Here is a 12381-nt window from a genome sequence, read left to right on the forward strand (position 1 = left end):
CACTGACGAGAATGCATAAAAAGGCCCGCTGGATGAATCCGGCGGGCCTTTTTCATGGACATGACTATATGTTGCTGCGCATTGGGCTGTTTATGCGTTCGTCAGATCAAATCTTCTTCATATTGACCCGGTCGATCAGCTGTTGGCCGGTTTCGACCCGTTCTGAATATCGGTCAACCAGATAGTCGGAACGACTGCGGGTCATCCATGTGAATTTCATCAGCTCTTCGCAGACATCGATGATGCGGTTGTAGTAGGGCGATGGCTTGATGCGATCATCCTCGCCAAATTCGGTAAAGGCCTTGGCTATGGAGGATTGGTTCGGGATGGTGATCATTCGCATCCAGCGCCCTAGAAGCCGCATCTGGTTGACGGCATTGAAGCTTTGGGAGCCGCCTTCCACCTGCATCAGTGCAAGGGTCTTGCCCTGTGTCGGGCGCACTGCACCCAGCGATAGGGGAATCCAGTCGATCTGCGCCTTCATGATGCCTGTCATGGCACCGTGGCGCTCTGGTGAAACCCAGACCATACCTTCGGCCCAGGATGAGAGGTCTCGCAATTCCTGCACCTTGGGGTGGCTTGCATCGGCATCATCGGGCAGGGGGAGCCCTGAGGGGTCAAACAGGCGGCATTCCGCGCCAAGTGCCGTGAGCAGTCGGGCTGCCTCATAGGCAACGAGACGCGAGAAGGAGCGTTTGCGCAGGGAGCCATAGAGTAGCAGAATGCGAGGCGGGTGGCCATCGTCACTCGGGCTGGCCAGATAGCTGTGGTCTATGGCATGCAAAAGCGCAGGATCGGCAAGGTGATCCTGTGCATCAAGTGCGATGCCGAAGGGCTTGTCTGTCGTGATATCCATGACGGTTCGTCTAGCTCTTATCGGACGTTACCACTTCACCATCTTCCTTGGTGAAGCTGCCGATATCAGTGGGAAGAAGCTCCATGACCTTTTCTGACGGGCGGCACAGATTGACTCCCTTATCGCTGATGACGATTGGTCTGTTGATGAGGATCGGATGGTCCATCATGGCATCAATCAGATCATCGTCAGTGAGCTCTGGATCAGCCAGCCCCAGTTCATCATAGGGTGTACCCTTCTGGCGCAAAAGGTCTCTGGCCGTGATGGGCATGGCATCGAGCAGCGCAACCAATTCGTCGCGTGTCGGTGGCGTTTTGAGATATTCAATGATGGTCGGCTCGATACCGGCTTTGCGGATCATCTCAAGGGTGTTGCGTGATGTGCCGCAGGCAGGATTGTGATAAATGGTGATGCTCATCAAAATGGTTCGCTCAATTCACTGGTTCTAGATGGAATTGGGGTGCAGCCGAGGCTACAGGTTGCTTCGATAATCGGTGCGCATTGTTCGGCATTGCCTCCGCAGCAGTCTTCAAGCAAGAAGCTGACGAGCGCGCCAATGCCTTCCATGTCAGCAAAATAGCGCACGGATCGTCCCTCCCGCTCGTTGCGGATCAGGCCCGCCCTGAGCAGAATGTTGAGATTTGTCGACATGGTGTTCTGCTTGACGTCAAGCATCTGTCCCATCTCTCCGGACAAAAGGCCGTCAGCACCCGCCTTGATGAGCAGGCGGAAAACGTCGAGCCTTGTGGGCTGGCTTAGAGCCGAAAATGCAACCGTTGCTTCATTAGTATCCATATTTCATGAATATTTGATATAATTTAATCTGTCAAGAATGACCGGGTCTATCGGTGTGGGCGACATAATGATTTGTTGCTTGCATCCGCTTGGTGGCGGGAAAACTGATGAAACGAGGGGAGCTAGATCAGGAATGCATCTGCTTCGGCTTTGGTTTTTTCTTTCTCAGACTGGCCACTAGCGGTTCGTCTTTGAAAGATTTCGTCATAATCATCGAACATGTCATTTTCGAAAAAGTCATCCTGCTGGATAGGGCGCGATGATGAGGTTATGCTGGTGAGAGAAACAGGATCAAGATCGCGATTGGCAATGCGGGCTGCCTGTTGTGCCTGATTGTCTTTGAGCGATCTGGCCACTGGGGCGTTGGTATCCAGATGGTCCGGATTCATCACAGCTCTGATTCTGGCATTGAGGGCATTCGTCGAGAAGGGGCGAGAAATGATCCAGTGCGCGCCATGGGCGATAGCGCTGGTGACACGATAGCGGGTTGGATTCTCCATGATAAAAATCAGGTAGGTCGCTTCTCCTAAATAGGTTTTGCTGATATCCGGCCGCCCTCTGAGTAATTCGGAACTGGAAGCTGTGTTGTAGTCAAGAAAGAGAAAATTCGGAAACGTACGTTTGGCTTCATCAAGGCCGAATTCGAGTTTGTCGAATTCCGCAACGCGAATGAACCCCGACGTGCGCAAGACCGAGCGCAGCAGCTTGCGCTGAAACGTGTTGCCATCGACAATCACGGCAGAGCCATGTTGAACAGCAGTCGGCATCAGTCGTCCCCACTTTCTGTTTGTGAGCAGACCCCCATCTGCTCTCTTGTCATAATTTACAATGACAACTAAAAATCGGTAAATTATTTGATGTGTCATCAAGATTGTTTCTAATATCGGAATTTTTGAATGATTTGTTGGTTTCAGTAAACCTGAAGGTCAGAGAGCCGAGGCTTTTGCTTTTGTTGGTATGGTTCTGCCAAACAATTGGAACCAATGGGGCTTGTTCAGGCATTGGAGCTCGTTAAACAGGGAAGGGCATTTTTTCAAAGCCATTGCTTTGTCAACCTGCTACAACACTCGGAATTGGCAAGTGCGTCGTTTGTAATTCAGGCGTAAGATACAATCTTCATAATGGTCGCATCTTTTGTCTTCCTCTCACATCGGAGATCGTTCAGTGGATATTACGGGATTTGATATTTTTGTTATCGTCCTAGTGGTGTTGTTCATTCTCATCCTGCTTGCAGGGGTGAAGACCGTACCTCAGGGATATAATTTTACCATCGAGCGGTTTGGCGCCTATAAGCGGACGTTGAAACCTGGGCTGTCGCTGATCGTGCCGTTTATCGACCGGATTGGTGCCCGGATGAATATGATGGAGCAGGTGCTTGATGTGCCCAGCCAAGAGGTTATCACGCGCGATAATGCCAGCATCACCTCGGATGGCGTGGCCTTTTATCAGGTGATGAATGCCGCTGATGCCGCCTACGAGGTTAATAATCTCGAACAGGCTCTGCTCAACCTGACCATGACCAACATCAGAACCGTGATGGGCTCGATGGATCTGGATGAATTGCTCTCCAATCGCGATGAGATCAATTCCCGTCTGTTGCATGTCGTTGATGAAGCGGCAGCTCCATGGGGCGTCAAGATTTCCCGCATCGAGATCAAGGACATCAACCCGCCTACAGACCTTGTGGAAGCCATGGGACGTCAGATGAAGGCAGAGCGCGAAAAGCGCGCATCCATTCTTGAAGCTGAAGGGGATAGACAGTCTGCCATTCTGAGAGCTGAAGGGGAAAAACAGGGCAAGATCCTGCAGGCTGAAGGCGAGCGACAAGCACAGTTTCTGGCTGCTGAAGCCAGAGAACGTGTTGCCGAGGCGGATGCCAAGGCGACTGAAGTGGTCAGCAAGGCTATTGCCGAGGGGGACATTCAGGCCATCAACTATTTTGTTGCCAGCAAATATGTCGATACTTTGGGCGAAGTGGTCAAGGCTCCGAACCAAAAGGTCGTCATGCTGCCGCTTGAGGCGACATCCATTCTGGGCGCTCTTGGTGGCATAGGTGAATTGAGCAAACAGGTGTTTGGCAAGGATGGCACGCCACCTGCGCGTTCTGGACGCGTGCCCACGGTCAAGGAAGACTGATCGGATGGCTGCATCGGGGCTTTACGGGCTCGGCAATTGAAGGATGGATCAATGATTGCACATTGGATGGTGGTGCTGGGGCCATGGTTCTGGGTTGTTGTGGGCGTGATATTGCTGGTGCTGGAAATATTGGCGCCGGGGACCATGTTCCTCTGGTTTGGCGTGGCGGCACTGATCGTGGGCGGCTTGTCATTCGTGATCGATTTCGGGTGGCAAAGCGCGCTCATTCTGTTTGCAGTCCTGTCGCTGCTTTCTGTCATCGTGGGGCGTTTCATTCTGAGCAAGACGGCCAAGAGTGGCACGGACAAGCCACTGCTCAATGATCGGGCCCAAGCGCTGGTTGGTGATGTCTATCAACTGGACGAACCGATTGTGAATGGCCATGGCCGGGTCAAGGTACGCGACAGCTACTGGCGTATCTCCGGCCCTGATTGCCCCGCCGGGAGCCGCATCAAGGTGATCGGCGGAGAGGGGACGGAACTCGAGGTCGTCCTTGTCGGTCCTGACAGTCAAAGCTGATAAGTCAGAGAAGCTCGTTAAGTCAGACAAGGTCGTTGAATAAAGAAAGCCCCCGAAGAGCATGGTCTTTTCGGGGGCTTTCTTTCTTTGGCTGTGTTCGCAGGGTCAGGCTCTGCGATCTTGCGGGCTCACCTCAATGCAAGATTCCCCTTCGCATTTGTGTATTTCCACTGTGGTGTGGGCGAGTTCGGGAATGGTGGCCAGCATTTCTTTATAATGCTCCACCGCTCTTGGATAGTGGGTGACCAGTGCCACGATCGCGGCATATTTGTTGGCGCCGACATACCAGACATGGAGGTCAACAACACGGTTGTCGGCTCTGTTTTCAATCTCTGCTTTGATCCTGTCGGCAAGATCCATTTTGCTGACGCGATCCAGCAGGATGCCGCCGGTTTCCTTTATCAGCAGGAAGGACCAGCGGCCGATGAGAGCCGCGCCAACCAATCCCATGAGAGCGTCGGTCCATGTCCAGCCGAAAAGCTTGCCCATGAGCAGCGCCGCAATCGCCAGAACAGAGGTCAGCGCGTCGGCCAGCACATGAAGATAGGCGCCCTTGAGATTGCGATCATGGTTTTTACCGTGGGCGTGTTCATCGTGGCTGTGATGGGCAGCCGCATGGCTGTCGTGGCTATGGTGGTGATCATCGTGATCATCATGCGTATCATGATGGTGGTGGTGATGATCATGGCTATGATCATGCGAATGACCATGACTATGCCCGTGATGATGATTGTCACCCAATAACCAGACGCTCGCAACGTTAACCAGCAAGCCGACGAAGGCCACCAGCATGGCTTCGTTGAAGGCAATAGCGCGTGGGTTGATCATGTGATCGATGGATTCATAGGCCACAAACAAAGCTACGATGCCGAGCAGAATGGCGTTCGTGTAGCCGCCCAGAACTTCCACCTTTCCTACCCCGAAGGTGAATTTCCGATCTTTCGCGTGATTTCTGGCATAGCGATAGGCAAACACCGTAAGGCCAAGCGCTCCCGCGTGGGTGGCCATATGCCAGCCATCTGCCAGAAGAGCCATGGAATTGAAGATGATGCCCGCCGATATCTCGATCAGCATCATGACGAACGTCAGAAGGACAACATAGAATACGCGTTTTTCGTTGGCCGCGCTGGCTTTGGCGTCCAGAAAGACGTGATCATGCTTCCATTGGTTCAGATGATGAATATGCATGGGACCAGAGTGCAAGTAGGTGTCAGTATCAGTGTCAGTTTATATCTGTATCTAATACTCAGAATAATTGCAAATCTGGTCTAACGCTTAGGGCTGGTGCGTTGGCGGCAGAGGAGGGGCCTCGCTCATCAACAGAATGGAGATGCGACGGTTGGCTGCCAGATAGGGATCATTGGGGAAGAGAGGCTCGGAGTCGGCCTTGCCGACCACGCCGAAGATCTGATCTGCCGGAAGCCCGTGTTCCATCAGAATGGAGCGCACAGCATTGGCCCGATCCGCGGAAAGCTCCCAACCGGTATAGCCGGTGTTAACCGGTACGTTGGAGGCGGTCGTGTGGCCGGTGATCTTGATCCGGTTTGGCATGTTGGCCAAAACGGGCGCCATGGCTACGATCAGTCGACGGGTGAAGTCATACGGGAACTTAGACCCTTCGGCGAACATGGAACGGCCATCCTGATCCACCAGCTGGATGTTCAGGCCATCTTCCTGCTCTTCGATGATGATATGCTTGGAAAGCTCGGAGATTTCCGGCAGCTCCTGCCATGCCTGCCGCAAGGAGGCTGCGGCCGTGGCAAACATGCGAGGCTTTTCAATTTCGGTCTTTTCGATATCGTGGGTGTTGGCTTCCGGTCCCTGCTTGGTGCGCTGATCATGGCGTTCCTGGGAATAGTCGGAGTCATTCTCCTGCGGGACGGCGGCCACTTCCTTGATATATTGGCGCACCGGCATGCCTTCGATCTCGATCATGCCGGCTTTCCGCATGACAGGCTTTACGCCGAACGCGTCTTTCATGGAGCCGGCAACGACCTGCAGCTTTTCATTGTCCTGAATGGAAAAGGAAATGATGAGCACGAAAAAGCAGACGAGCAGAGACATGAGGTCGGAGAAAGTCACCAACCAATCGGGAGCACCGCCTCCGCCTTGTGGTTTTTTCTTTGCCATCGCCTTGCTCTTTTCTCGTCTCGGTTCGCTTCGTTATGCGGTCTTTAGGGACGGGCTGCCTTAAGCGGCCTCGTCCAGAAGTTCGTTGCGTGCTTTTTCTGGCAGATAGGCCAGTAGCATTTCGCGGATGAGGTTCGGGCTCTTGTTTTCTCGGATCTGCATGACGCCATCAATGATCAGCGTCTGATTGAGGTCTTCCCCGTCCAGCTTGGCGTCGAGCTTGTCGGTAATGGGAATGCAGATGATGTTGGAAATCAGGGAGCCATACAGGGTCGTCAACAAGGCAATCGCCATGGCCGGGCCAATGGCCGACGGGTCATCCATGGCGGCGAGCATCTGCACCAGACCGACGAGGGTGCCGATCATGCCAAAGGCTGGTGCGGCGTCGCCCAACTGTTTGTAGAAGCGTTTGCCTTCCTGCAGGCGTTCGATGTAGAGATCGCGCTCCCGTTCCATGCTTTCACGGATGAAGTTCGGTTCGTATCCGTCGGCGATGAACTGCACTCCCTTGGCCAGCACGGGGTCGTCAACGTCGACACCTTCCAAGCCAAGAGGGCCGCTTTTGCGGGCAACGTCAGCGAGCTCGGTGATTTTTTCAATCATCTCACGGGGATTGGCAGATTTGCCGCTGAAGGCAACCTTGCCGCCGGTCATGATCGCTCCGCCGATGCCGCCGAGTGTAAAACGGATGAGAGTCGCAGCCAATCCGCCCCCAACCACGATGAGGACGGATGGAATATCAATGAACTGCCCGAGTGTGCCGCCCAGAAGGATAGCGGTTACAACGACGCCACATGCCGCAACCATACCGATAAGCGTTGCAATATCCATTGCTGTTTCCTGACTAATTTGAGGACCTTGGGTCCACTGCCATTTTTCTTATCTGGCAGTCTATGGAAACAGCTCTAATGGATTGCTAATGGATTGCTGAAAAACGCGAGTTTAATGATTAATTTCTATTAGGGTTACCAAAGAGATAACACGGTTGCAGACGCTCCGGATTCATCCATTTATGCAATGGTTTGGCCGTAGCGTCGCTGCGAGAAATCCACAGGTCAGGCGACGCCTGCACGCAAGAAATCGTGCATATGCACAAGACCGACAGGTCGTTTGTCTTCAACCACGAAGATAGACATGATGGCCGCGCTGTGCAGCATTTCGATTGCGGTGGGCACCAGAATGTCTGGCGTCAGGGTTTTGGGATCTTTGGTCATGACGTCGCAAACCGGGCGCGTCAACAGATCGTCTCTAAGATTACGACGCAAGTCACCATCTGTGACCATGCCTTGCAAATGCCCGTTGTCGTCCAGCACACCCACACAGCCAAAGCCTTTTTGCGACATGATCAGAATGACTTCGCTCATACGGGTGTCTGCTGCGATGAGGGGCAGTGCGTCGCCGGTATGCATGATGTCGCGGACATATTGCAGGCTCGCACCCAGGCTACCACCGGGGTGGAAGATTTTGAAATCATGGGCCGTGAAGCCGTGGCTTTCCAGAAGGGCAATGGAGAGTGTATCGCCCAAGGCGAGCTGCAGAATGCAGGATGTGGTTGGCGCCAGACCATGGGGGCAGGCTTCTTCCACTTTGGGTAAGCAAAGGTGGATATCTGACTGTTTGCCCAACGTGCTGTTCGGATTGGCCGACATGCCGATCAGTGGAACCTTGAAGCGGCGGGTGTAGGAAATGATGCTCGCCAATTCGGCTGTTTCGCCGGACCAGGACATGGCCAGAACAACATCCATGTCGCGGATCATGCCCAAATCACCGTGGCTGGCCTCTCCAGGATGAACGAAAAAGGATGGGGTGCCGGTTGAGGCCATCGTGGCGGAAATCTTGCGTGCAATATGCCCGCTCTTTCCCATGCCGGTGACGATGACGCGTCCTCTGGCTGCCTGAATAATGGAGATCGCTTCCTGAAAGGGCGCCTTCAGAGGGCCATTCAGAGCATCGCGCAGGGCGCTCAATCCTTCGATTTCGTTGTTGATGGTGTTATGGGCCGAATTGATTGGCGAAATCGTCTCGCCTTGCGACTGGGTAAACATGGATTGTCCTGATGGTTCAGCTGAGTATGGGTCGTGTTCTATACCATCGAGATGCTGAAGAAAAGGGAGTCTAAGGTTTGTTCGCGGTATCCTTTTTACCAGAATTGGGTGCTTTTAAGGCAACCTTGTTGGCAAGGAGTTGTTAACCAAATTTCTTTACGATCTGGAAAGGTTTGAAAACTCTTTTCAGGCGTTTGGTGCCTGCCTGAAAAGGACCGTGAAAAGCATGTGACTGCGGCTTCGGTGGCAGGTCCAGTAACTCGGCACACAGGTAGCAGGGCGCTCAGGCATGCGGCAAATACTCATCTCCGGCTTGTTGGTTTCGGCCTGTTTGCCTTTGTCTCCGGCTGTGGGGCAGAGCCTCTCTGATTCTGTGTCCAATGCAGCGCTCCGCACCGGCTACAAGGACAATGGGGCTGTCGACGCTGAAGGAGCCGGTTTTCTGTCAGGTGAAGATGCCACGGGCAAGGAGGCTGTGCCTGAGCCCTCTCAACGTGTCAACCGTCCGGTTCAGAGAGAGCAGGGGCGCACAGGCCCCACCAGTCAGACTGTGGGGCCTTATGACCCTCTTGGTGTGCGTGTCGGGCAATTCCTGTTTTATCCATCTCTCACCCTTTGGGGGGAGCTGACCGATAATGTCGATGCTTCTGCTGTCGGGCAGGAAGGACGGACGGTCAATCCCGAATTCGAATTGCGGGTTGAATCCGACTGGATGCGGCATTCCCTCTCGCTTTCCGGCCGAGCTGGCATGACCGCCTATGACACCCCTCAGAGGAAGCCGGAGAGTGATCAGTCGTTGAGCGCCGCACTGGGGCTTGAGCTGGCTTCTGAAACCGAACTGACACTGGATGGTTCATTTTCCCGTCTGCAGGAAGACAGCAGTGTGGAGTTGAACGCCACCGGACAGGCGGCGACCTATGAAACCAGTCTTTCCGCTGGTGCGACCCTTGATCAGCGGCTGGGGCAGCTGGATCTGCAATTGCGCGGATCTGTGGGGGCCTTGCGCTATGAAGGGGAATCCAGCCGTGACTATGACACCTATCGTCTGGGCGCGCGCATCGGTGTGCCCGTTACCGATCAGGTAAAGCCCTTTATCGATGCAGAGATCTCTCACCGCCAATATAGCGATACAAATAATCGTCAGAATGGGAATAGCCTACGCGGTGCCATCGGTATCGAGGTTGTCAATCGCGAGAAGCTCTCGGGCGAGATTTCTGCCGGACTTGTCGCTTGGGATCCCGAACAGGCTGGCCAGTCCGGCGATACAACCCTGTTTGCCGACGCCAGTCTGGTCTGGTCACCCAACGGGCTATGGACCATTCGTGGTGGGTTGGAGACAGAGCTGACCTCTACGGCAACAGCAGCCCGCAGCGTTGCCACACATCGGGTGAGCGCTTCTGCCGAATATGCTGTTTTGCGTAACCTGACCTTTACCGCAAGCGGTGACATCAGCCGCGAGAGCTATAACGGGTTAAGTCGGCGTGACTGGGTGTTTGACGCTACGCTCAATGCGACCTACTCCTTCAATCGCAATCTCCAGCTCATCGCCAGTATTGAGCGCTCCCAACGCGAAAGCAACTGGGTGGGCGAAGACACCGAGACCAACACTGTTCGCGTTGGTCTCAAGCTTCAGCGCTGAGAAGACATTCTTTCTTTCCGGATCAATTGAACCGACGCACAGCGAGCCGGGCGATGGCCGGGCCTTCAAAATGCATGTCATCAAGTCTGTGGGCCAGTTGATGTCCAAAGCCCTGATTGATCATGCTATGCGGCTTGTAGACCAGCGCGCGCAGATTGTTTGGCGTCGGGCGTGACAGGCGTGCAAATGTTGCCGTGCTGGTTGGCTGTTTGATATGGGCAAAGTGAGCCATGCCCGACGGGCCATAAGCAAAGGTCAGGCGTGCCAGCTGATCGGATTCATCGTCTGACGGGGTGGCATCAGAGCGGGAAACCTGTGCGCGCGGCTCTGGCAGAGGCGCTGCATCAAGCGCGCTGGCAAGGCTTGCCTGTTGCTGCTCGATTGCTTGGGCCGGACCGGATTTGTTAGTATTTTCTCTTGGGCTGTCCGATGGCAGTGTGGAGAGGAATGTGTTGCCAGCTGAAGCGTATGCAAAGCGGTTTGGCGTAGGCTCTTCCTTGCTGCCAACCATTTGGGCAAGTACTGCTTTTGAATTTTGTGTCTGTGCCTGTTGTTGGGGCAGGGCTGCGACGCGTGTTGCGTCGGCTTGCGGCTGCGGTGAGAGCTGGGTGCGTGCCCGCGGGAGCGAAGCCATCTGAACCTGTTCAGGCGCTTCAGCCGGTGAGGACCCGCTTTCCTGTGCTGGCTCCTCGGTCACAATCCCACTCGGCGCGTTGGTGCTGACGGTGTTGTCTGTTTGCTGCGCATCCATCTGTTGCTCAGCTGGTAGCGGCGCTGTTTCTGCGCTGGCAAGCTGATAGCGGACGCCGAAAAGGGTGTCCGGTCTGGTGCGCGGCAGGGACGCAAACTGGATTGGCGCACTGTCTGGCGTCTGGTCACTCTCGGCCGATGTTTGATCAATCGCCGCGTCTGCATTGGCTTCAGCTGTTGGTTCTGCTTGGGCCAGATTGATGGTTGTGCTTTCAACAAGGCGCACTCTTGGCAGGGTGGAGAGGCTTTGCGGCAGGAGCAGGGCCTGCGCCGATGGGGATTCCTCAAGCAATTCGTCAGCCACGGCTTCCGGATCGGAATCGCTCAAAGGTTCATCGTTAGAGAATTGTGGCTTTGGCGGCTCCTTGGGTGTTTGCCGAAGGAGCGTTTGCAAGAGGCCGCCTTTGCTTTCCTCTTCCTTGCGCGCCAGTGAGGCCACTTGCGTGCGGGTCAGGTTTTTTTTCGGTGCCGCAGGGGCTGCCGAGGCATATTGCGTAAAGCGCCGGACCGAACGCGTCGAACGGGCCATTTCCGCCTTGCGCTTATCCACCTGTATCTTAGCTTGTTTATAGCCAGAGAAGGGCTTGCCATCGGTAGGCACATGCACGGTTACCCCGTCCGGGAAGACCTTGGCCAACTGTTTGCGCGTCATGCGGGGCCAGTGGCGCACATTGCCAGTATCGATATGGATAAAGCGGGAGCCGGGGTAATACCCAACGCCACCAGCCTGCATTTGCAGGCCAACGCGGCGGATGGTCGCCAGTGGTACGCCGGGCAGGTAGAAGTCCATTGCCTGCCCCATGGTGTGGCGGCTGTTTTTGGCTACGCCTTTGCTGCGCGAGCGCAACATGCCGTTTGTCGCGGGTGAACGGTAGCCTGAGAAAACGGTGATCGGCTGCTTGGCTCCGGTTTTCTTGTAGACCTCCCAGATCAGATCAAAGAGGGCCGGATCCATTTCGGTTTTCTCGTTACGGCGCCAGTCGCGCAGAAACTGGTTGAGCTTGCGCAGGCCATCAGCATCAAACTTGCCATTGCGCTTATAGGTGATAGTGGCTGTTTCCTTGGTGTGGGCGTTGGACAGGCGTAGACTGCGCGATGAGGCGTTGGCTTGTGACGCCATCATCAGCATAAGCACACTGAGCAGCACAAACAGGCCTGTCAGGGCATGGCCTGAAAGGAGGCTGAACGGGCTCTTGGCTGAATGGCTGGCCTCGGTTGCAGGCTGGCTTCTTGTTAGGAATGATGCTTGTCTGGCCACTGGACATCCAATATCTGGTCAACAGGAAGGAGCATCAACCGGCTCAATCACCTGGCCTTGCGGTCCTTTCCATGTCAAAATGCGCTCACCCCACAAGAGCTGCTTTTCATCAGCTGCCCCGGAACGTGAACGCGTCTTGCTTCTGCCAACACCCAAACAGGTTTAGCAGAAAATCAGCTCTACTTCGACAATATTATGCTTAGCAATTGGTAAATGAAACCGAAATGGAAGCGAATATTGATGTGAAATGCTG

At 54.6% G+C, this 12381-nt stretch carries 12 protein-coding genes; 3 read left to right on the plus strand and 9 right to left on the minus strand.

What is annotated here, in order from left to right:
* Positions 1–106: 106 nt before the first annotated feature.
* The 4 genes from arsH to BM258_RS13695 all read right to left on the minus strand — a co-directional run bounded on the left by arsH (position 107) and on the right by BM258_RS13695 (position 2418).
* On the minus strand, positions 107–856 hold the full coding sequence (gene arsH, locus BM258_RS13680; RefSeq protein ID WP_090073197.1) for an arsenical resistance protein ArsH: 750 nt from the start codon (positions 854–856) through the stop codon (positions 107–109).
* A 10-nt stretch (positions 857–866) separates the two neighbouring features.
* Entirely contained in the window at positions 867–1274 is a 408-nt protein-coding gene (gene arsC / locus BM258_RS13685; RefSeq protein WP_090073199.1) for an arsenate reductase (glutaredoxin), read from the minus strand.
* Entirely contained in the window at positions 1274–1651 is a 378-nt protein-coding gene (locus BM258_RS13690; protein WP_090073200.1) for an ArsR/SmtB family transcription factor, read from the minus strand. The genes arsC and BM258_RS13690 overlap by 1 nt, the downstream gene beginning before the upstream one ends.
* A gap of 122 nt (positions 1652–1773) precedes the next feature.
* The gene (locus tag BM258_RS13695) at positions 1774–2418 is read right to left on the minus strand and encodes a PleD family two-component system response regulator (protein ID WP_090073202.1); all 645 of its coding nucleotides are present in this window, start codon (positions 2416–2418) and stop codon (positions 1774–1776) included.
* 397 nt (positions 2419–2815) lie between these two features.
* Here BM258_RS13695 and BM258_RS13700 point away from each other — a divergent pair, with 397 nt between their 5' ends.
* Positions 2816–3787, plus strand: coding sequence for an SPFH domain-containing protein (locus BM258_RS13700; protein ID WP_090073204.1), 972 nt, complete (start codon positions 2816–2818; stop codon positions 3785–3787).
* A 51-nt stretch (positions 3788–3838) separates the two neighbouring features.
* Complete coding sequence (locus tag BM258_RS13705) at positions 3839–4306, plus strand: NfeD family protein (RefSeq protein WP_090073206.1); 468 nt, start codon at positions 3839–3841, stop codon at positions 4304–4306.
* Between the two features lie 105 nt (positions 4307–4411).
* On the opposite strand, the gene BM258_RS13710 is transcribed toward BM258_RS13705, so the two are convergent.
* From BM258_RS13710 to BM258_RS13725, 4 genes are all read right to left on the minus strand, one after another.
* The gene (locus tag BM258_RS13710; RefSeq protein ID WP_090073208.1) at positions 4412–5494 is read right to left on the minus strand and encodes a cation diffusion facilitator family transporter; all 1083 of its coding nucleotides are present in this window, start codon (positions 5492–5494) and stop codon (positions 4412–4414) included.
* 87 nt (positions 5495–5581) lie between these two features.
* Positions 5582–6436: an OmpA/MotB family protein gene (locus BM258_RS13715; protein ID WP_090073209.1), complete on the minus strand. Its 855-nt coding sequence runs from the start codon at positions 6434–6436 to the stop codon at positions 5582–5584.
* A gap of 60 nt (positions 6437–6496) precedes the next feature.
* Positions 6497–7267, minus strand: a complete 771-nt coding sequence (locus tag BM258_RS13720; RefSeq protein ID WP_090073210.1) for a MotA/TolQ/ExbB proton channel family protein — start codon at positions 7265–7267, stop codon at positions 6497–6499.
* A 224-nt stretch (positions 7268–7491) separates the two neighbouring features.
* Positions 7492–8481, minus strand: coding sequence for a KpsF/GutQ family sugar-phosphate isomerase (locus tag BM258_RS13725; RefSeq protein WP_090073212.1), 990 nt, complete (start codon positions 8479–8481; stop codon positions 7492–7494).
* A gap of 289 nt (positions 8482–8770) precedes the next feature.
* Here BM258_RS13725 and BM258_RS13730 point away from each other — a divergent pair, with 289 nt between their 5' ends.
* Positions 8771–10120: an outer membrane beta-barrel protein gene (locus BM258_RS13730; protein ID WP_090073214.1), complete on the plus strand. Its 1350-nt coding sequence runs from the start codon at positions 8771–8773 to the stop codon at positions 10118–10120.
* Positions 10121–10142: 22 nt separating this feature from the next.
* On the opposite strand, the gene BM258_RS13735 is transcribed toward BM258_RS13730, so the two are convergent.
* Positions 10143–12128, minus strand: coding sequence for a peptidoglycan L,D-endopeptidase MepK (locus tag BM258_RS13735; RefSeq protein WP_244544703.1), 1986 nt, complete (start codon positions 12126–12128; stop codon positions 10143–10145).
* Between the last annotated feature and the right edge of the window lie 253 nt (positions 12129–12381).

Source organism: Cohaesibacter marisflavi (assembly GCF_900115225.1).
GTDB lineage: Bacteria > Pseudomonadota > Alphaproteobacteria > Rhizobiales > Cohaesibacteraceae > Cohaesibacter > Cohaesibacter marisflavi.